The following is a 19,068-nucleotide window of genomic DNA, read 5'->3' on the forward strand; positions in this document are numbered from 1 at the left end:
CCGTCGCAGGCCTACGGCCCCCAGGCCCCCAGCAGCCGTTCCACCGAGCGGTCGAACACGTCGGCCAGCTCCGGCCCGGCCGCGGTCACCGGAACGGCGCCGGTCGCCAGGGCCGCCGCCAGCCGCGGGTACTCCCCCGTTTCCAGCCGCGAGCCGAGCCAGGCGGCCCGTACGCCCCGTTCCGCGGCCTCGCTCCAGGGCAGCGCCCGTGCCCGCTCGGCCAGGTCCAGCTCGCCCGCCACGAAGGTCGCCACCGCGCCGTTGACGGCGGCGACGAGCTCCAGCTTCTCGCCGTCCGGCACGTCCAGCGGCGCGAGGCAGGCGAGGGTGTGCTCCAGGTACCGCAGGGCGTTCGGACTGAAGCCGTGGACGGGGCTCAGCAGCCGGGGCAGCCACGGGTGCCGGTGCATCAGCCCCCGCGCCTGGCGGGCCAGGCCGAGCAGGTCCGCCCGCCAGTCGCCGGTCGGCGGGGTGAGCTCGTACTCCCCGCTGACGGCGTCGACCATCAGCTCGTACAGGTCCTCCTTGCGCGGCACGTAGTTGTACAGGGACATCGTCCCGGCGCCGATTCCGGCAGCCACACGCCGCATGGAGACCGCGTCGATCCCCTCGACGTCGGCGATCCGCACCGCCTCGGCCGCGATCGACCCGCGGCTGTGCGCGGGCTTCGGCCCGCGGCCGGTCCGCTGCGGGCGGGACCAGATCACTTCCGGTTCAGCGGCTCGTCCACCGGTTGTCATCGCTCGGATCACCTCGTCGTCTCGCCCCCATATTAGTTACGTACAACGTACGTAGTGCGGTAGGGTCTCCCGCATGACTACTACGTACGCCGTACTTAGTGAGGCTCTGGAGAAGAGCTACGGGGAGGTCCGCGCCCTGCGCGGCCTCGACCTCGCCGTCCGCGAGGGCACGGTCTGCGGTCTCCTCGGGCCCAACGGCGCGGGCAAGACCACCGCCGTACGGGTGTTCACCACCCTCACCTCGCCCACCGGCGGCCGTGCCCTCGTCGCCGGCCACGACGTCGTCCGCGAGCCGGCCGCCGTCCGCCGCGCCATCGGCGTCACCGGTCAGTACGCCTCGGTGGACGGGGACCTGACCGGCCGTGAGAACCTCCGGCTCTTCGCCCGCCTCGCCGGACTGCGCGGCGCGGCCGGCCGGGCCCGCGCCGACGAGCTGCTGGAGCGCTTCGGCCTGACCGAGGCCGCCGGACGCGTGGCCGGCACCTGGTCCGGCGGCATGCGCCGGCGCCTGGACCTGGCCGCGGGGCTGATCACCCGGCCCCGGGTGCTGTTCCTCGACGAGCCCACCACCGGACTCGACCCCGGGGCGCGCGACCACATCTGGACGGCGGTCCGGGCGCTCGCGGCGGAGGGCACCACCGTGCTGCTCACCACCCAGTACCTGGAGGAGGCGGACCGGCTGGCCGACGACATCGTGGTCGTCGACAGCGGCCGCGCCGCCGCCACCGGCACCCCGGCCGGGCTCAAGGCACGGATCGGCGCCTACGCCGAGGTCCACGTCGCCGCGCGCGGAGCGGTCGCGGCCGCCGCCGGCGTCCTCGACCAGCTCACCGGCGGGCACCCCGTGCTCGACGAGGAGCGGCTCACCGTCGGCGTGACCGTGCTGGACGCCGGGCTGACCCTGCCCCACATCATCCGCGCGCTCGACACCGCCGGCGTGCCGGTCACCGACGCGAGCCTGCGGCCGCCCACGCTCGACGAGGTGTTCCTGCGCCTCACCCGCCCCGCCGGGAACCGGGACGCCGAACGGGGAGACCGGGGCACCGACCACGAGGAGTACGCCGCATGAGCACCCTGCTGTCCGACGGCGGCGCGGTCCTGGCCAGCCGGCTCCAGAAGGCCCGGCACGCCCCGGCGCTGCTGATCCTCACCCAGACCATGCCGATCACGATGCTCCTCTTCTTCGGGTACGTCTTCGGCAGCGCGCTCGCCATGCCGGGCGCCGACTACCGCGCGTTCCTGGTGCCCGGGCTGCTCGCCGCGACGGCCGCCAACGGCCTGATGACGGGCCTGTTCACCGCCGCGCAGGACGCGCACCGGGGGGTGATGGACCGGTTCCGTACGCTGCCGATGAGCCGGAGCGCCGTACCGCTCGGGCAGACGGCGGCCGACCTGCTCACCACGGGCGTGTCGATGGTGCCGCTGATGCTGGTGGGGCTGGCCATGGGCTGGCGGATCGAGAACGGGCTGCCCGGGGCGCTCGGCGCGCTGGGGATCCTGCTGCTGTTCCGCTTCGCCACCGCCTGGGTCGGGACGTACCTGGGCCTGCTGACCCGGAGCGAGGAGGCCGCGGGGCAGCTCGGCGGCGCCACCTTCGTCCTGCCGATGCTCTCCAGCGCCTACCTCCCGACCGCCGGCCTGCCCGGATGGCTGCGCACGGTCGCCGAGTGGAACCCGATCAGCGCCGTGGCCACGGCGGTGCGTGAGCTGTGCGGCAACCCGGGGGCCGGGGCCGGCGCGGGCGCGGCCTGGCCCGCCGCGCACCCGGTGGCCGGCGCACTGCTCTGGTCGGCGCTGCTGCTCGCCGTGTTCGTGCCGCTGGCGTCCCGGCGGTTCGCCCGCGGCACCGCGGGGTGAGGGGGCCGGGCGGGGGCGGGGGGTGACAGGGCGGGGTCCGGCGGGATAGGCATCGGTGCCATGGACACCGAAAGCACCGCGCCCGAACCCCTCCCCCTGTCCGGCATCACGGTCGTCGCCGTCGAACAGGCCGTCTCGGCCCCCTTCGCCACCCGTCAGCTCGCCGACCTCGGCGCGCGGGTGGTCAAGGTCGAGCGTCCCGACGGCGGCGACTTCGCGCGCGCCTACGACACCGCCGCGCACGGCCTCGCCTCCCACTTCGTGTGGGCCAACCGCGGCAAGGAGTCGATCGCGCTCGACCTGAAGGACCCGCGCGGCCTCGACGTACTGCACGGACTGCTGGCCGGCGCCGACGTGTTCGTCCAGAACCTCGCCCAGGGGGCCGCCGCCCGGCTCGGGCTGGATTCGGCCGCGCTGTGCGGGCGTATCCGCGGCTGGTCGCCGTCGACGTGTCGGGCTACGGCGCCGAGGGGCCGTACGCCCACAAGCGCGCCTACGACATGCTGGTGCAGTGCGAGGCGGGACTGGTCTCGGTGACCGGCACGCCGGAGCAGCCCGTCAAGGCGGGCATCCCGGCCGCCGACATCGCGGCCGCCATGTACGCGTTCTCGGGCGTGCTCGCCGCGCTGCTGCGCCGCGGGGTCACGGGACGCGGCGGCAGGGTGGAGGTGTCGATGCTGGACGCGCTCGCCGAGTGGATGGGGCATCCCCTGCACCACACGATGCACGGCGGGGAGCAGCCGGTGCGCACCGGTCTCGCGCACGCGGTGATCGCGCCGTACGACGCCTACCCGACGGCGGACGGGGACCGGGTGCTGCTGTCGGTGCAGAACGACCGTGAGTGGCGCAGGCTCGCCGAACAGCTTCTGGAGCAGCCGGAGTTGGCGCAGGATCCGGCATTCGCGACGAACGCGGCGCGCACCGCGAACCGGGAGCGGACCGACGCCGTGGTGGCAGGGGCCCTGGCCCGGCTGGGCGCGGACGAGGCGATCGGGCGGCTGGAGGCGGCGGGCATCGCCTGCGCGCGGCTGAACTCGGTGGCCCGGCTGGCCGGGCATCCGCAGCTGGCGGCGCGGGACCGCTGGCGGGAGGTGGGGTCACCGGTGGGCCCGCTGCGGGCTCTGCTGCCGCCGATCGGGCTGCCGGGCGGCGCGGCACCGCACATGGGTGCGGTGCCCGCGCTGGGAGAGCACACCGGAGCCCTGCTGCGCGCCCTGGGGATGACGGACGCGCAGATCGCGGAACTGCGCCGGGACGGTGTGGTCGCGTAGGGCCGGGAAGCCGGGAGCCCGGGGGTGAACGGCTCTGCTGCGGGGACGGTTTACGAGCGGCGGCTGCCGAAGAGCGTGCGACGCAGACGGCGCAGCGGCGCGAAGAGCGAGACGCGCGCGCTCCGGCTCCGCAGGCGGTGCGTGTGGTCGCGCGAGGTGAGCTCCCGCATCAGCAGCGTCGCCTCGGCGGCATCCCGGTGCGGGACGGCAGGGCCGCCCAGTACCGCGAGATGGCGGTCGAGGCGCGAGCTGGTCGCGTTGCTGCCACAGGTGACGGCAGGCACGCGTGGCGGCCTGCTGCGCATTGCTATCTGTTCCATGATCTCTCCCCACCCGTACGAGGGCACCCGGCCCGGGCAGGTTAACCCTATCGCCCCCGCGTCGCGCCCGGGTATCCCGGTGGTGTGAATTACCCCTGTGGCGACGGGTAGTTGACGATTACTCAGCGGAGTCGACCGTCACTCTCCGCACAAATGCGGAGGCGTCGCGGGGTCGTTCGCGGGCCGACCCCCCAATCCCGTCACGGCGGGGCTCACTTCCGGCCCACTGCGCTAACTTGGAGTGATCATCCGGTGACGCATGGACGCACATGGGGGCGCGCGTGAGCGACGACGTGGGTGACGAGGGCCGGGAATCGACTACCGAGCGTGTCATATCGGGCCGCTACCGGCTGTTCGAACCGCTCGGCCGCGGCGGGATGGGCGTCGTGTGGCGGGCCCGGGACGAGGTGCTGGCCCGTGACGTCGCCGTCAAGGAGGTCCGCGCGCCGGCCGGGCTGGACGCGGCCGGGCTGCAGCGGATGTACCGGCGGCTGGAGCGGGAGGCCTGGGCCGCGGCCCGGATCTCGCACCGCGGGGTCGTGACGGTGTACGACGTGGCCTCCGAGGACGGGCGGCCGTGGATCGTGATGGAGCTGGTGCGCGGGCTCTCGCTGGCCGAGGTGCTGGACGCGGAGGGCCCGATGTCCCCGCGGCGGGCCGGTCATCTCGGGGAGCAGGTGCTGGCCGCCCTGCGGTCGGCGCACGACTCGGGGGTGCTCCACCGGGACGTCAAGCCCGGGAACGTGCTGCTGGCCAACGACGGCCGGGTGGTGCTGAGCGACTTCGGGATCGCGAGCCTGGAGGGGTCCTCGGCGATCACCATGACGGGAGAGATGGTCGGCTCCCCCGAATTCCTGGCCCCGGAGCGGGCATGGGGGCACGAACCGCGGCCCGCGTCGGATCTGTGGTCGCTCGGGGTCCTGTTGTACGTGGCGGTCGAGGGGATCTCGCCGTTCCGCCGGGCCACCGCGCTGGACACCCTGGAGGCGGTGGTGGAGGCGGAGCCGCCCCCGGCGCGCCGGGCCGGGGCCCTGAGGCCCGTACTGGAGGGGCTGCTGCGGAAGGACCCCGCCGAGCGGCTCGACCCGGCGGAGGCGGCCCGGATGCTGCGGCTGGTGGGCGCGGGCGGAGCCGTACGGGCCGCCGGCGGGCCGGTGTCCGGCCCCGGGCCGCAGGCGCCGGCCGGGCCGCACCCCCGCCGGGAGCCGCCGGCCGCGGGGACGCCGGCCCCGCCGGGCGCGGCGGCGGGCGCGTACGGGGACGGGGCCGCGCCGGGTGCGCGGACGGGCCGGGCCGGGCTGGTGCTGACCGCCGGGATCGTCGTGCTGCTGCTGGCGCTGGCCGCGCTGGGGTGGCTGCTGCTCGGGGGTCGCGGGGACGCCGACGGGCGCGGCGGGGCGCCGGTGGGTACGGAGCCGGGCTCGCGCACGGCCGGTTCCGCGGGGGCGGGCTCGCCCGCCCGGCCGTCGCGGCCCGCGCCGGCCTCGCCGCCGGCCGGCGGGCGGGCGTACCCCGGGGTGTTCGTGGACGCCGTGCGCGCGTCCTACCGCGGCGGCTGTCCGCCGCCGGCGGAGCGCGCGCCCGCGTTCACCGCGACGGTCGAGGTGGACCGTACGCCGGCCGCGCTGGAGTACCGCTGGGTCACGCGGAGCGGGAGGACCTCGGGGCCCGGCTGGCAGCCCCTCGCGTACGAGGCGGGCGGGCCGGTGAGCCGGCGGCTGGAGCACGCGGAGCTGACGTACGGGCCGGGACCGGTCTTCACCGACGCGGTGCGGCTGGAGGTGCGCGGCCCGGCGGAGGTGACCTCCGCGTGGGTGGAGACGTCCGTGACGTGCGAGGAGGCGACCCCGACGAGCGGGACCGCCTCCCCCGGTACGCGTACGTCTCCGGCGCCGGACCCGGGGCCGGGGCCGGATCCGACCCCGGAGCCGACGCCCTCACCGTCGGCCCCGTCCGTCCCGGCGCCGTCGGCCCCGGCCGCGACCGCGGACGTGACGGCGGGGCCGGTTCCGGTGCGCCGGTCCGGTCAGGCGGCGTTCGTGAAGACCGGCAGGTAGCCGCCGGACTGTCCGGCCGCGGTGGGGTGGTACGACTCGCCGATGTTGAGCCAGTTGAGGCTGTGCAGCCACGCGTTGCCCGAGCAGATCTCGTGGCCGGTGAACGCGCCGGCCACCGAGGCGAACGTGAAGCCGTGGTCGGCGGCGCGCTTGGCGATGGCGGCGTTGAGATAGTCGGACGCGCCGTTGATGGCGGCGCGTTCGCCCTCGGTGAGGCCGGTGACGCACGTGCCGCTCAGCTTGTAGAAGCGGGGATAGCCGAGGACGACGACGCGGGCGTTGGGCGAGCGGCTGTCGATGGCGTTGTAGACCTGGTCGAGCTGGCCGGGGAGGGTGGAGTTGACGTAGGCCTTGGCCTGGTTGACTCGGTTGACGCAGGTGGATTCGGACTGGAGCACACAGGTCGTCATGACGTCGGCGAACCCGGCGTCGTTGCCTCCGATGGTGACGGACACCAGGTCGGTGCCGGAGTTGAGGGGGGCGAGCTGGTTGGCGAGGAGGTCCCCCGTCCGGGCGCCCGAGCAGGCGGCGAAGGAGAAACTCTGCGGCGAGTGGGCGGCCGCCCACAGGGCGGGGTAGGCCCGGGTGGAGCGTTTGCAGTTGCCGCTGGCGCCGTCGTAGTTGCCGGCGCCGACGCCGGAGGAGTACGAGTCGCCGAGGGCGACGTAGCCGAAGTCGGCCTGGGCGGCGGCCGCCTGACCTGCCCCGAAGAGGGCGGCTCCCGCGGCGAGTAACAGGGAGGAGGTCAGGGCAGCGAAACGAGACATTCTCGTGCTCATGTATGCGGCTCCTAGTGGGGGTTACTCCTCAGTCCGTGGTACAAGGAACCCGGGCCCACCGGAAGTGTTCATGCCAAGAATATTTGGCGCAGACCTGCGGTCCGAACGTTCACGCGCGATGCGTTTGAAGAGGGGATCCGGCCACTCGATCCGGCGAAACACACGTGCACGGGGCGGGTTCGTGCCGGATCATGGGCGCCATGCCAGCCAACCCGCATGACGCGCTGCCGATCCGGCTCAACGTCGACGACAGCGACTCGCCGTCGGACGTCGTCGACGCGCTGTTCCTCGGCCGGTTCGCCTCCGGCGAGCAGCCGTTCTCGCACAGCGTGTCGATCGACCGGGTGAAGGCGGGGGCGAGCCTGCTGCCGCCCGGGGCCACCGTGCTGCGCTCGGCCCGCGACAGCGACCGCAGCGCCATGCTCGCCGAGGGCGAGGGCTGGACCGTGCTGGTCTCCCGGTGGAGCCGGGGCGCGGACGTCACCGTGACGGCGATCAGCGACGAACTCGCCGCCGGGGTGCTCGGCGAGGCCACGGAGGGCGTGCAGGACGAGCCCGAACCGCAGCCCGAGAACGTCACGATGGGCTTCTGGTACGTCTCCCCGCGCCGCGGACCGTACCGGACGACCCGCCAGATCGCTGCCGGAACCTGGGCCGAGGTGCGGCCCAACTACACGGCGCCGGTGGCCGGGGCGCTGGACCGGCTGATGAAGGTGACCCCGGACGACATCGCGGGGCGGCTGCTCCTGCTGCACGGTCCGCCGGGGACGGGCAAGACCTCCGCGCTGCGCACGCTGGCCCGCTCGTGGCGGGACTGGTGCCAGGTGGACTGCGTCCTGGACCCGGAGCGGCTGTTCAACGACGTGGGCTACCTGATGGACATCGCGATCGGCGAGGACGAGGGGACGGCCAAGGGCCGGTGGCGGCTTCTCCTGCTGGAGGACTGCGACGAGCTGATCCGCGGCGAGGCCCGGCACACGGCGGGGCAGGCGCTGTCCCGGCTGCTGAACCTGACCGACGGCCTGCTGGGGCAGGGCCGCAACGTCCTCGTGGGCGTCACGACCAACGAGGACCTGGAACGGCTCCACCCGGCGGTCGTCCGGCCGGGACGCTGCCTGGCCCGCGTCGAGGTCGGCCGGCTGACCCACCGGGAGGCGGTGGACTGGCTGGGCACGGACGAGGGCGTCTCCCGCGAGGGCGCGAGCCTGGCGGAGCTGTTCGCCCTGCGCCGCGGCACGGGCCCGACGGCCGTCCTGCCGCCGCAGCCGCACGGCCCGGAGGCGGGGCTCTACCTCTAGCCTCCGGCGGGCGGGCGGGCGGACCGGCGGGTCCCGGGCTCGGACCGTACGGGGGGGGCCGGCCGCACACGGGCGGGGCTCCGACCGCCGCGCACGGGGCGGGCGTACGGGTGCGGACGGGTGCGGACGGGCGCACCCGGGCGGGACGCACGAGCGGCCGCACACGGACGGGACGCACACGGCCAGCCGCGCACGGGCGGGCGGGCGGGACGGGCGGGCTAGCCCGCCGTGTACCGGGCGCGGAGGGCTTCCGTGGCGGCCGACACGGCCTCCGCGTTCGTCAGGCCCAGCCGGTGGACCCGGTCCGCGTACGCCTGGGCCGCCGCGGCGGCCTCCCGCGCCGGGCCCTCCCCCGAGGCCGCGACGAACGTGCCGTTGCGGCCCCGCGTCTCGACCACCCCGTCCGCCTCCAGCGCCCGGTACGCCTTCGCGACGGTGTTGGCGGCCAGCCCCAGCTCCTCCGCCAGCCCCCGCACGGTCGGCAGCTTGAAGCCCGCCGGCAGCCTGCCCGACCGGGCCCGGTCGGCGATCTGCGCGCGCAGCTGTTCGTACGGGGCGGCCGAGCCGGCCGAGCCGTCGATGGCGATCTTGAGGTTCGTCGAGGTCACGCGGCTGATTCTGTCCCATCGGCGGTTAATTGGGAGGCGTCGCGGACGAGCCCGCACGTAGCGTCGTCCGCATGACCGTTCTCCTGCGGGACCTCCGCCACGACGACCCCTCGGACGCGGATGCCGTCGCACGGGTCCGCCGGGCGGCCCTCCCCTTCCTGATCACCACCGCCGGGGGCGTCACCTTCGAGGTGGCCTCCGCCCACCCGGCCCGGCAGCTGCGCGTGCTCGTCGCCGAGGACTCCGGCGGGCGGGTCATCGGGACCGCCCAGGTCGGCGTCGTCCACGACAGCCCCGATCCCGGGCAGGCCTACGTCAACGCCCAGGTCGACCCGGCCCACCACGGCCGCGGCGCCGGCGCCCTCCTGCTGCGCGGCGCCGAGGAGCACCTCGCCCGCCACGGCGCGGTGGACGTGTACGCCTGGGTGCTCGACGACCCGTACAACCGCGCCTTCGCCGAACGGCACGGCTACCGGCCCAGCCGTTCCGCGCACTTCCTGCGCCTGGACCTCGCGGCGGCCGTGCTGCCCGCGCTGCCGGAGCCGCTCCCGGCGGGGGTGGAACTGCTCCCCGGGTCGGCCTTCGCCGCCGATCCCCGTCGCCTCTTCGTCGCCGACTCCGAGGCGACGTCCGACGAGCCGGGCGACGTCGCCGTGGTGCTCGACGACTACGAGGACTGGCTCGCACGCATCTGGAACAACCCGACCCTGGACAAGGAGCTGACCACCGTCGTCCTGGTCGGCGGGGAGGTGGCCGCCTTCACCGCCGCGCAGACCGACGGGGCCACCCGGTACGGCTCGGCGATGACCGGCACCCTGCGCGCGTTCCGCGGACGCGGCCTGGCCAAGCTCGCCAAGACCGCTTCCCTGCACCGGGCCCGCGCGGCCGGGTACACCGAGGCGTTCACCGGGAACGACGCGGGGAACGAGCCGATGCTCGCCGTCAACGACTGGTTCGGATACGAGATCTGCGCGAGCGAGACGCGCTACACGAAGAAACTGGGGACAGAGTGAGCGAGCAGCAACTGACCGTCGTCCTGACCAAGGCCGGACGCGTCAAGATCCGCTACCCGGCGGCCCGGGTGGCCGACGACGGGGACCGGATCTCCGTACGCGCCCCCTGGGCGGCCGGGGCGGCGCGGGACTTCGGGTTCGTGCGCTTCGAGCCGGGCGACGTGTTCGTGGAGCACTTCTGGCGGACCCGCTGGTACGCGGTCAAGGAGGTCCGGACGGGCGACGGCGTCCTCAAGGGCTGGTACTGCGACGTCACGCGCCCGGCCCTGGTGCGCGGCGGGGAGATCCTGGTGGACGACCTGGACCTGGACCTGTGGGTCTCGGCGGACGGGACGTCCGTACTGCGCCTGGACGAGGACGAGTTCGCGGCGAGCGGCCTCGCCGTGTCGGACCCGGAGGCGGCCGCCCAGGCCGTACGGGCGCTGGACGCACTGGACGACCAGGCCCGCACCCCGGCAGGCCTGCCGGCGCTCCTGCGCTAAGGGTGTCCGCCGGGCGTTCCCCCGCGGGCGGGAAGACGCCGTCGCCCTCCCGTGGGGAGCCGGGAGGGCGACGGCCCGGGATGGTCCGGTGCCACACCCTACGCACGGGACAGGGACGCCGATAGGCATATGACAACGGAAGTTCCGGATGTCCTGATGGCGCCGTTCCAGGCGCCTTACGCACCCTCGTCGTAGACGCCGGCCTCCACTTCGAGGGCCAGTTCCTGCAGGACTCCGATGGCGGAGACGTCCGTCCGGCCGGCGTCGTGGGCCATGGCGAGGCTGGTGAAGGCCAGGCTGAACCCGGCGACCATGGTCTGCAGCGCGGGCCCGAGCGCCTCCGCGACCAGGCGGGCCACCTGCTGCGGAGAGGACTCGGCGGGCACGCTGATCGAGGGCAGCATCTCGTTCAGCAGCTTGGTGACGACCCTCGTCTCCAGTTCGGGCCCGTCGTCGTCCTCCCCGGCCTCCGCGGCCCGGCGGATCTCCTGGGCTTCCGTGAGGATGCCGATGACTCGCTTGAGAACCTCTGCACGCTCCATCCCCGGAGCGTATCCGCCCACCCGGACGGAAACCGGTTCCTGAGGGGCTGCTTACCGGTGCCTTAAGTGGAGCGTAACGAGCCCGCCCACCTCACCCGCGCTGTTGGGGCAGGTCACGCGCGTGGGGATGGACCCGGTTTGGCTCCGGGGAGCCAAACCGGGAGCCACGGGAAATGGATCACGCGGATTCCGGGCGGAGGGGCTTCTTCTTTTCCTCCCCTGAGAAGATTTCGTCCATGGCCACAGCGCCCTCGGCGATGACCGGCCGCAGCTGCTTCCGGTAGACACGCTCGGTCGTGTTACTGCCGCTGTGTCCGACGACACGCGCGATGACCTCGATGGGGATGCCGTGGTCGGAGAGCAACGAAACGAAGGTCGTACGGAGTTCTCTCGTCGTCCACTCGTGCGGTCGTGCGATGCCCGCCTCGCCGAGCAGGCGGCGGAAGTGCCGCCTCACGTCCAGGGCGGTCCGCAACTCGCCGTTTTCCCTAGGGAAGACGAGATCATCCATGGACCACTCCCGGCCGGCGGCCTTCGCCACGGCCTGCTGTCGCTTGCGGTGAGCCTCCATCACGACAGCCACTTGCAGGGGCATGGCCAAGGAACGCCGGCTCTTCGGAGTCTTCGTGTCTCCGTGACTGCGCACAGAACGCCACACGTCAACGTGGGGCTTGTGGCCGTCCGCGGGGGCCGTGTGCACGTGCTTCCAAGGGAGCGGGCGCGTCTCCTCCGGCCGCGTTCCAACGAGCAACGACAGCACCACATAGGCGTGAATCCAGGTGCCCACCCCGGCCCGCAGGATGGCCTCTCCTTGTTCGAGGGACAACGACTTGCTGGGCCTCCCCGGCTTCCCATTGGGGGCTTCGACCAGCTCGGCCACGTTCCGCACGGCTTTCCCCCTTCGCTGGGCGTGGGCAATCGACCTGCTGAGAATCGAGAGCAGCAGGCGTAGTGATGTGGAGGCCAGGACCGCGGACCGGTCGTCAAGCCACTCATCGACGTCGTCGGCTTCGAGCAGGCGCAACTTCGCGGCGCCCAGCTCGGTATAGATGTGTGTGGTCGCGAGGCTGCGATAGGTATCCACGCTTGTGGACGCTTTCCCCTTCAGCCCTTGTGCCAGCCAGTCCTCCACGGCCTGCTTGACCGTGTATTGAGCGGGCGCCTTCGCCCCCTTCTCAAGCTCCTTCCTGAGTTCGCGGAGCTTCCGCCGGACCTCGGTCTTCGTCGTCCCGGAGACCTTGGCCCGATTGCGTTTCCCAGCCGCCGTGTAGCCGAGTGAAACCGCTCCGATGAAGCGGTTCTTGGAGGCGTCCCAGTAGATCGAGTCCTCCCCGTTTGCGGCCTTACGGGAAGGGTTCCGCTCGATGCCCATCTGGCACCTTTCGTCCATGAGAACGGGGCCGCACCGTTCAGTGCGGCCCCGCTGGTGAGTGAGGTACTGCTATGTGGCTGTTTCGGCCTCACGCTTGAGAAGTTCGACGTACTCATCGACGTATTCAGTGGGAACGAGCCGGCGGCGGCCGGAGCGCACCGTGCGCAGGCGGCCGAGTCTGATCTCCTCGTAGGCAGTGGACCGCCCAACGCCCAAGAGCCCCGCGGCTTCCTCGACGCTGTGGAGCCGTCTCTCGGGTACGACCATCAGTGCCACGTGGGGTGGGTTCCTTCCGTAGTGCGTCAGTGGTGGGGCGCAGCCTCCACGCCGGACGGGCTGCAGTCGCCGACAGAACTGACAGAACCTCTCCGCATGGCCTCTGACCTGTGGTTTCGCGGGTGTGGTGGTCTCTGACAGAACTGAATTAAAACTCGACAGAACCTCCCGGGCGGGGGTTCTGTCACAGGGCCCCTTCGGGTGGGCGGGGGGTTCTGTCGAGTTAAAACCAAGTTCTGTCACGATGCCGATCGCGGGTGTTTATGCAGGTCAGGCGGCTTGTTGGCGGGTTCTGTCAGTTCTGTCAGCGGGTTGGGGGTTCTGTCAGGCTCGGCGGGTGATGCGGGGGTGAGTCTCGAAGCGGGGCGAGGGCGGTCGGCCGCCGCGGCCGTTGCGCGGGGGCGGGGGCTGTTGGCGGACCCAGCCGTGTTCTTCGAGCAGGGTCAGGGCGGGGTCGAGGTCGGCGATGGCGGGGAAGTCGGCGCGGGGCAGGGCCCGGAACAGGTCGCGTTTGGAGAACGTGCCGGGAGTGGTGGTCTGGAGGTGGGTCAGGACGGTGTGGGCGGCGTGGTGGGCGGGGTCGGCACTCATGGCGTCGAAGACGTCGAGGGCGTGGGCGGTGAAGTAGTCGCCGATCTCCGTGGCCGCGGCCAGGGTGGAGGCGTCGATCTGGCGGTGCCATCCGTCCTCGGGGTGGGTGGCCAGGTGGAGGAGGGCGGCGATGCGGGCGACGGCCCCGTCGCGTTTGGAGGCCCACTTCACGATGGACGCGTACGTGCCGCCCTTGCCGAGCCGGGACTCGGTCACGGCCTGGTAGGCGAGCATCACCCGGTCCGCCTCAGGGGTGAGCGTCAGGACCGCGGGTTCGGCCCAGCCGGCGAGCGCGAGGGTGATCCCGCCGAGTCGGCGCGCGTACTCGGCCGCCGTCTCCTCCTCCAGCAGGGCTGGTGACAGGTCTCGGCTGCCGACCAGGGACAGGGGCTTGGAGTACAGGAAGCGGGCGAGGAGTCCGCGGCCGTCGGCTCCGTCGATCCGTGCGAGGGAGTCGAGGACTTCAGGCTGGATGGCCAGGCCGACGGTGACGGCGGGGTCATCCACGTGCTGGGCAGTGCGGCTCTGCCGGTTGACGCGGAGCATGTCTCCGGCGTGGCCCTTGAGGAACATGCCCATGTTGGGCTTGCCGCTGTATCGGCCGGCGATGATGTCGAACAGCTCGCCTTCCGCGGAGAGGCAGGCGATGCGGCCGTTCTGCTCGTCCAGGAGGGTGCCGATCGTCTCGGGGGTCGCGTCGTCCGCGACGAGCTGCGGCACGGCCGGGACGCGCATCTTCGCCGCTTCCTGGGCGAGGGCTACGGCCTCGGCGGTGAGCGCGTCCTTCTTGTCGGGCTCGGCGGCCGCGGCTTTCTGGGTGGCCCGCTCGGCCGCTGACTTGGCCAGGGCCATCTTGGTCTCGGCCTCCGCCATGACCGGCCCGGCCAGCTCCACGAGCATGCCCTCGGCGGCGAGGAGGGGGCGGACCATGAGGCTGAAGACCGCCGACTTGCGGTTGCCGGGGTCCAGGGCGATCGCGGTGAAGATGTTCACCGGCTCGCTCCAGTTCCCCCGCACGCACACCTGCACCCGGCCGCCGGCCGCCGTCGACATGACCGCCAGGGCCAGGCATCCGGCGAGGTCGACGGGCGTCTGCGTTTCCTCGGCTACTCCTTTGGCCATGTCCCGCAGCCATGCGGGCAGGGCGTGGACGGGGAAGGCCGGCAGGACGGGGCGGGCGCGGACGGGGACGGGTTCGTCCCAGGTGGGTCCGGTGATGTCCTGCGGGTCGAGGGCTTCGAAGCCCTCCCACAGATCAGACTCGGCGGCGCTCATGCGGTCTTCCTCCCTTCCTGGTTGGCGTTCAGCAGCGGGCAGGCGGTGCGGTGCTGGTTGTGGGCCTCCACGAGCTGGAGCACCCCCGGGCGGCCGATCGCGGTCCGCTCGTAGCCGCATCGGCACCAGGACCGCGCCCGTGCCGGGGCGTCGTACGAGGGCGGAGTAACGATGTGGAGCCAGGCCACCGGCCGACGCCCGTCGTCCCAGTTCAGGTCAGAGCGGACAGCAGCAGGGACGCCTTCGGCGACGACGTTCAGCGCACCACCGCCGTCCGGGGCCGGGGCCGATTCGGCGGGGCTGATACCGGCAGGGCTTGGAGCAGGGCCTTCCAAGCGGGCATGGGGGTGGGTGCTCATGCCGTCTCCCGGGTGCGGGCGGTGCGGGCGGAGCTGTCGAGGGCGCTGCGGATCGTGGAGCGGCACTCGGCGACGGTGAGTCCCCGGTCCTCTCCTGCCGCTTGGAAGGCCCCCTCGACTTCCTCGCGGGTGATGTCGCCCCAGGCCACGAACCGTCCGATCTTGAATGCGGACCGGTTGAGGGTGTTGTTCGCCTGCTTGACCGGAGCGGCCCGGACCGTGGCGCACTCGGCGTTCAGCGCGGCGCGGGCCGCACTGCTGCCGCTGACCGCGGGAGCGACCAGCCGCCGGACGGGCGCGGGGGCGGGCGGCTGGAGCAGGGCGAGCAGCCAGTCCGGCAGTTCCGCGACCGCGACCGGGGCGGTGACCTCGTAGTGGCCGGCGGGGGTGGTGCTGCCGGGGGCGACGACGTAGCCGCCGTGGGCGCGGGTGTCGATGAGCGGCCCGAGCCTGCCCGCCGTGTTCCCCAGCCGCACCCCAGCCGGAGCGGCGAAGTACAGGTGAGCCCCGCCCGACGGGGTGCGGGTGCGGTAGGTGACCGGGACGGCCTGCCCGGCGCGCTCGCAGAGCGCGGTGAAGGTCTCGCCGCCGCCCGATGCGTCCGGGCCGTGCTGGGGCTTGGGGGTGTCCAAGTCGACCACGACCAGGCCGGCGGGACCCGTAGCCAGGCCGATGTTGTAGGGCCGGTGGCTCCAGCAGCGGGTAATGACGGCCGGGTCGGTGGTCGCGCGCTGCTCCCACTTCACGTGCCCGTCGCCGCAGGTGCCGGTGCGGGGGCAGCGGTCCTGGCTGTGGAGCGCAGGGGTCTTCGACCCCGGTCGAAGGGGGAAGACGGGCCAGCCGCGGGCGGCCGCGGTCAGGGCCGCGGTCAGGAGGGTGTCGTTCATGCGGCGGCCTCCGTCTGGTGGGTGAGGAACTGGGTGGCGATCCACTCGGTGTAGGCGGGCGGTACGGCCTGGCGGGCTTCGGTCTTGTTCATCCAGGTGCAGCCCATGGCATCCGCGTACGCCCGCTCGCCCTTGTGCTCGAACGCCAGCAAGCCCCTGCGGTGCCAGCACGGCGGCAGGAGGTCACCGCCGCCGTGCCAGGACGTCTCGAACGCCCGGTGGCGGCGGACGTTCAGGCCGAACTGCGTCCCGCAGAGCAGGTAGTCGGCGCGGAGTGTGCCGTCCCAGGCGGCTTCGGGGACGTTCTCGATGACCCACGGCCGCCCCGAGGTCTTCATCAGTGCCTTGCCGGGGGTGATCAGGTCGGGGTGGGCGTCACGGCTGCCGCGCCAGGCGGTGACGCGGGCCTTGTTCTGGCACGGCCACGACGCGTGGATCAGGTCGTACTCCGCGACCTCGCCCGTGGTGATGATCCGGTCGAGGTATTCGAGGGGGTCGGCCTGGTGGAAGGTGAAGGGGCAGTTCGGCATCGGGCGGATGTCGACGCCGGTCACGTCGAAACCGCCGAGGTAGTAGCCCATGGCAAGGCCGCCGGCGCCGCAGCACAGGTCCAGGACTTTGAGCCCGTTCGGCCGCCGCAGCGGCAGGAGTCCGGCGCTCACGCAGCCACCGCCTGCGCCGGAGTGAGCTGGGCGAGGGCCTGGCGGCCGATGTGGCGGGTGTAGGCCGGGGGGATGGCTTCGCGGATGCCGTCGCGGTTCATCCAGGGGACGTCCATGACGCGGCGGGCGAGGTCGACGCCGGAGAAGTTCCCGACGAACTGCCCGTACCAGCCCTCGGGGATGCGGCGGCCCATCTTGGCCTGCGGCACCGTGTGGGCGGGGTGTTCGGGGGCGGTGAGGGTGAAGCCGCCGCCGGTCTCGAAGTACCGGTGCCGGTACGTGTGGAGGCCGAACATCGCGCCGCACAGCATCACCGGCCGGTGCAGCTTGCGGGCGGCGCCGCGGACGTTCTCCATCACCCACGGGCGGCCCGTCGACTCCAGCGCGGTCCGGGTGGGGGCGATCAGGTCGGGGTGGGTGCGGCCCTGGATGCGCTGGCACTCCGAGTCGTGCTGGCACGGCGGGGAGGCGTGGATGAAGGCGAAGCCGGCGCCGAACGTGCGGATGAAGTCGATGGCGTCGCTCTGGTGGAAGCCGAGCGGGTAGCGGGGCTGCGGGTCCTTGTCGACGCCGGTCACGTCGAATCCGGCGCGGTGGTAGCCCATGCCGGCGCCGCCCTGGCAGCAGAACGCGTCCAGTAACAGCGGCCGGTGCGCGGACTCTCGCGGGTTGTCGGTGGGGTGGGTCATGCTTGTCTCTCCAGTTCTGTCTTGGCTGGAGCGGGGCAGCCGTGTGTCTTTGGCGAGAGAGCGGCTGCCCCAGTCCGTGAACGGATCAGGGGGCGGGTTTGACGACTGCGTGGTTGGTGCTGGCCGTGGGTGACGAGCGGCAGCACGGAGGGAACGACGGGTACGACGACGACCCCTCGCAGCACTACAGCTGGGACTCCACGGTCCCCAACCACGCAGAGCTCAAGGTGAGCGACGTGATCGCTCTGTGGGACAAGAAGCAGCTGCTGGGCCTGGGAGTGATCTCTGAGATCGAGACCGGCAGCGAGGTCAAGACGCTCTACTTCTGTCCTGAGTGCAAGAAGGCCGACTTCAAGCGGCGCAAGCGGCTGAAGCCGGCCTGCCTGTGCAACAAGTGCGGTGCCCGGTTTGAGGAACCGGGCAGGAAGACCAAGACCGTGACCACCTACCGGTCCCGGCACGGTGAAGTGTGGATGGACGGCCGCGGGCTGCTGACCGGGGCTGAACTGCGGGCCCTGTGCGACTCACCGCGCTCGCAGCTGAGCATGCGGCCGGCCCGCTGGGAGAAGCTCCGCGACGCCCTCTTGGCCCTCGAAGGACTCGACTTCGACGACCTGGACATCGACGACGAGACGGAGGGAGAGCCGGACGGAGACGCGGTCCGTAAGCCCATTGCGGGCGGTCACCGGATGACGAGCGTCCGGACCCGCCAGGGGCAGCCTGCCTTCCGTAAGCAGCTGCTGAAGGACCACGGCGAGGTCTGCGCGTTCACCGGGCCCACGCCCGCCGCGGCCCTCCAGGCAGCCCACCTCTACAGCTTCGCCGAGTCAGGCGAGCACCGGGACTGGGGCGGACTGCTCATGCGGGCCGATGTCCACACGCTCTTCGACCGCGGGCAGATCACCATCAGCCCCGACACCGGACTCATCGAAGTGGCCCCCGGTCTGCACCCGTATCCCGCCTACGCCGCTCTCCACGGCCAGGCCCCCGCCGTCGCACTCCGCCCGGAGCACGAGGCGTGGCTCGCCGCGCACTGGCGCAGCCACGCAGCAGCCCGCTAGGCACCAGGCCGCCGGCCGGTGGAGGCGGGCCGCTCTCGTCGTGTCAGTGGCGGGTGTGGTCGGTGGCGGCGTCGGTGAGGCTTTTGGCCTCGGCGGGGGTGACGGCGCGGTAGCGGATCGAGACGCGGCATCCGGGCTCGGGGCAGCGGACGGTGCGCTTCCCGACGAGCAGGGCGACGGCGTCGGAGACGCGGTCGGCGAGCGGCTCGGGTGGGTGGTCCACGGGTGGTCCTTTCAGCGGTGGTTGATGGTTCCGTTGGCGCGGCCGAACATCCCGGACGCGCTGATGTGCTGCGTGACGTGCTGCACCGGCGCCGCACCCCGGCCGGCCGCCCCGCGTGCGGTGCGGAGGAGGAGTGGGGCGAGGGTGCCGGCGGCGATGAGGGCGATGGCGGCCCAGAGGGCTTCGGTCATGGCGATCAGTCCCGGGGCGGCGTAGGAGATTCCGAACCCGGCCGCGGCGATCCCGCTGCCCACGGTCGGGGCGAGCAGGGCGGTCGTCTTCGCCCACGAGGGGACGGGCTGCACGGCGGCGGTCGGAGCGGCAGCGGGCGCGGTGGGGTGGGTGTAGGCGAGGGTGCGGTAGCCGCCGGGGAGGGTGACCATCTCGACTCCCGGGGGGAGTTGCGCGGGCAGCGTGACCGGCTGCTGGATGGCGGTGGGGTAGAGGATCGGGTCGCCGTAGCGGGCGGGGGTGGTGGTGCTCGTGCGGGTGGGTTCATAGGGCATTGCAGGCTCCTGGACGCGGTGCGGGCGGCCCCTGTGGTGGTGGGGCCGCCCGCTGTGGGTGGTCGCTCTGCGTGTGCGTGTTACTGCCTACTGCCTACTGCCAACCCGGTACTGCCTACTGCCAACAACGCTGGTGAAGGTGCCTGGCGGGCAGTAGGAGACCCGTGTGGGGGGTTACTGCCAACTTGGCGGTAGGCAGT

At 72.8% G+C, this 19,068-nt stretch carries 21 protein-coding genes and 1 pseudogene; 8 read left to right on the top strand and 14 right to left on the bottom strand.

The features are described from left to right. Positions 1-11: 11 nt before the first annotated feature. Positions 12-740: a TetR/AcrR family transcriptional regulator C-terminal domain-containing protein gene (locus ACFWW8_RS27890; protein WP_386532524.1), complete on the bottom strand. Its 729-nt coding sequence runs from the start codon at positions 738-740 to the stop codon at positions 12-14. A 73-nt stretch (positions 741-813) separates the two neighbouring features. On the opposite strand from ACFWW8_RS27890, the gene ACFWW8_RS27895 reads away from it, so the two are divergent. The 3 genes and pseudogenes from ACFWW8_RS27895 to ACFWW8_RS27905 all read left to right on the top strand — a co-directional run bounded on the left by ACFWW8_RS27895 (position 814) and on the right by ACFWW8_RS27905 (position 3,868). Beyond that, positions 814-1,809, top strand: coding sequence for an ATP-binding cassette domain-containing protein (locus tag ACFWW8_RS27895; RefSeq protein WP_386532526.1), 996 nt, complete (start codon positions 814-816; stop codon positions 1,807-1,809). Further along, the gene (locus ACFWW8_RS27900; RefSeq protein WP_386532528.1) at positions 1,806-2,597 is read left to right on the top strand and encodes an ABC transporter permease; all 792 of its coding nucleotides are present in this window, start codon (positions 1,806-1,808) and stop codon (positions 2,595-2,597) included. The genes ACFWW8_RS27895 and ACFWW8_RS27900 overlap by 4 nt, the downstream gene beginning before the upstream one ends. A 60-nt stretch (positions 2,598-2,657) precedes the next feature. Next, a pseudogene (locus ACFWW8_RS27905) lies at positions 2,658-3,868 on the top strand (CaiB/BaiF CoA transferase family protein). 50 nt (positions 3,869-3,918) lie between these two features. Here ACFWW8_RS27905 and ACFWW8_RS27910 read toward each other — a convergent pair. Further along, positions 3,919-4,188 (bottom strand): hypothetical protein, encoded by a 270-nt coding sequence (locus ACFWW8_RS27910; RefSeq protein WP_386532530.1) that lies wholly within the window; start codon positions 4,186-4,188, stop codon positions 3,919-3,921. A 269-nt stretch (positions 4,189-4,457) separates the two neighbouring features. On the opposite strand from ACFWW8_RS27910, the gene ACFWW8_RS27915 reads away from it, so the two are divergent. Next, the gene (locus ACFWW8_RS27915) at positions 4,458-6,245 is read left to right on the top strand and encodes a serine/threonine-protein kinase (protein WP_386532533.1); all 1,788 of its coding nucleotides are present in this window, start codon (positions 4,458-4,460) and stop codon (positions 6,243-6,245) included. Here the strand turns inward: ACFWW8_RS27915 and ACFWW8_RS27920 are convergent. Continuing rightward, positions 6,215-7,024: an SGNH/GDSL hydrolase family protein gene (locus ACFWW8_RS27920; RefSeq protein ID WP_386532535.1), complete on the bottom strand. Its 810-nt coding sequence runs from the start codon at positions 7,022-7,024 to the stop codon at positions 6,215-6,217. The two genes, ACFWW8_RS27915 and ACFWW8_RS27920, sit on opposite strands and share 31 nt — an antisense overlap. Before the next feature lie 200 nt (positions 7,025-7,224). Between ACFWW8_RS27920 and ACFWW8_RS27925 the strand changes: the two genes are divergently transcribed. Then, positions 7,225-8,322, top strand: coding sequence for a DUF5925 domain-containing protein (locus ACFWW8_RS27925; RefSeq protein ID WP_386532538.1), 1,098 nt, complete (start codon positions 7,225-7,227; stop codon positions 8,320-8,322). A 218-nt stretch (positions 8,323-8,540) separates the two neighbouring features. On the opposite strand, the gene ACFWW8_RS27930 is transcribed toward ACFWW8_RS27925, so the two are convergent. Next, positions 8,541-8,930: a GntR family transcriptional regulator gene (locus ACFWW8_RS27930; RefSeq protein ID WP_386532541.1), complete on the bottom strand. Its 390-nt coding sequence runs from the start codon at positions 8,928-8,930 to the stop codon at positions 8,541-8,543. Positions 8,931-9,001: 71 nt separating this feature from the next. Here ACFWW8_RS27930 and ACFWW8_RS27935 point away from each other — a divergent pair, with 71 nt between their 5' ends. Together ACFWW8_RS27935 and ACFWW8_RS27940 are read left to right on the top strand one after the other, a co-directional pair. After that, positions 9,002-9,943, top strand: a complete 942-nt coding sequence (locus tag ACFWW8_RS27935; RefSeq protein ID WP_386532543.1) for a GNAT family N-acetyltransferase — start codon at positions 9,002-9,004, stop codon at positions 9,941-9,943. Then, on the top strand, positions 9,940-10,425 hold the full coding sequence (locus ACFWW8_RS27940; protein ID WP_386532546.1) for a DUF402 domain-containing protein: 486 nt from the start codon (positions 9,940-9,942) through the stop codon (positions 10,423-10,425). Before ACFWW8_RS27935 ends, ACFWW8_RS27940 begins: the two co-directional genes overlap by 4 nt. A 176-nt stretch (positions 10,426-10,601) precedes the next feature. Here the strand turns inward: ACFWW8_RS27940 and ACFWW8_RS27945 are convergent, their stop codons facing one another. The 8 genes from ACFWW8_RS27945 to ACFWW8_RS27980 form a co-directional block, all read right to left on the bottom strand. Continuing rightward, on the bottom strand, positions 10,602-10,967 hold the full coding sequence (locus tag ACFWW8_RS27945) for a hypothetical protein (RefSeq protein WP_386532549.1): 366 nt from the start codon (positions 10,965-10,967) through the stop codon (positions 10,602-10,604). A gap of 178 nt (positions 10,968-11,145) precedes the next feature. Further along, positions 11,146-12,339 (bottom strand): tyrosine recombinase XerC, encoded by a 1,194-nt coding sequence (gene xerC, locus ACFWW8_RS27950; RefSeq protein WP_386532551.1) that lies wholly within the window; start codon positions 12,337-12,339, stop codon positions 11,146-11,148. A gap of 69 nt (positions 12,340-12,408) precedes the next feature. After that, positions 12,409-12,606, bottom strand: a complete 198-nt coding sequence (locus ACFWW8_RS27955; protein WP_386532615.1) for an excisionase family DNA-binding protein — start codon at positions 12,604-12,606, stop codon at positions 12,409-12,411. A gap of 333 nt (positions 12,607-12,939) precedes the next feature. Beyond that, positions 12,940-14,481: a YfjI family protein gene (locus ACFWW8_RS27960; protein ID WP_386532554.1), complete on the bottom strand. Its 1,542-nt coding sequence runs from the start codon at positions 14,479-14,481 to the stop codon at positions 12,940-12,942. Next, the gene (locus tag ACFWW8_RS27965; RefSeq protein ID WP_386532556.1) at positions 14,478-14,840 is read right to left on the bottom strand and encodes a hypothetical protein; all 363 of its coding nucleotides are present in this window, start codon (positions 14,838-14,840) and stop codon (positions 14,478-14,480) included. The genes ACFWW8_RS27960 and ACFWW8_RS27965 overlap by 4 nt, the downstream gene beginning before the upstream one ends. Next, the gene (locus ACFWW8_RS27970; protein WP_386532559.1) at positions 14,837-15,727 is read right to left on the bottom strand and encodes a bifunctional DNA primase/polymerase; all 891 of its coding nucleotides are present in this window, start codon (positions 15,725-15,727) and stop codon (positions 14,837-14,839) included. Before ACFWW8_RS27970 ends, ACFWW8_RS27965 begins: the two co-directional genes overlap by 4 nt. Next, entirely contained in the window at positions 15,724-16,389 is a 666-nt protein-coding gene (locus ACFWW8_RS27975; protein ID WP_386532562.1) for a DNA cytosine methyltransferase, read from the bottom strand. Before ACFWW8_RS27975 ends, ACFWW8_RS27970 begins: the two co-directional genes overlap by 4 nt. Next, positions 16,386-17,078, bottom strand: coding sequence for an SAM-dependent methyltransferase (locus ACFWW8_RS27980; protein WP_386532565.1), 693 nt, complete (start codon positions 17,076-17,078; stop codon positions 16,386-16,388). Before ACFWW8_RS27980 ends, ACFWW8_RS27975 begins: the two co-directional genes overlap by 4 nt. 98 nt (positions 17,079-17,176) lie before the next feature. Here ACFWW8_RS27980 and ACFWW8_RS27985 point away from each other — a divergent pair, with 98 nt between their 5' ends. Beyond that, positions 17,177-18,139 (top strand): HNH endonuclease, encoded by a 963-nt coding sequence (locus ACFWW8_RS27985; protein ID WP_386532568.1) that lies wholly within the window; start codon positions 17,177-17,179, stop codon positions 18,137-18,139. Between the two features lie 43 nt (positions 18,140-18,182). Here ACFWW8_RS27985 and ACFWW8_RS27990 read toward each other — a convergent pair whose 3' ends face one another. Both ACFWW8_RS27990 and ACFWW8_RS27995 read right to left on the bottom strand, forming a co-directional pair. Further along, positions 18,183-18,362, bottom strand: coding sequence for a hypothetical protein (locus ACFWW8_RS27990; protein WP_386532571.1), 180 nt, complete (start codon positions 18,360-18,362; stop codon positions 18,183-18,185). Positions 18,363-18,373: 11 nt separating this feature from the next. Beyond that, a complete protein-coding gene (locus tag ACFWW8_RS27995; protein ID WP_386532574.1) occupies positions 18,374-18,868 on the bottom strand; it encodes a hypothetical protein in 495 nt (164 codons plus the stop codon). Positions 18,869-19,068: the final 200 nt, after the last annotated feature.

Source organism: Streptomyces sp. NPDC058701 (genome assembly GCF_042715295.1).
GTDB lineage: Bacteria > Actinomycetota > Actinomycetes > Streptomycetales > Streptomycetaceae > Streptomyces.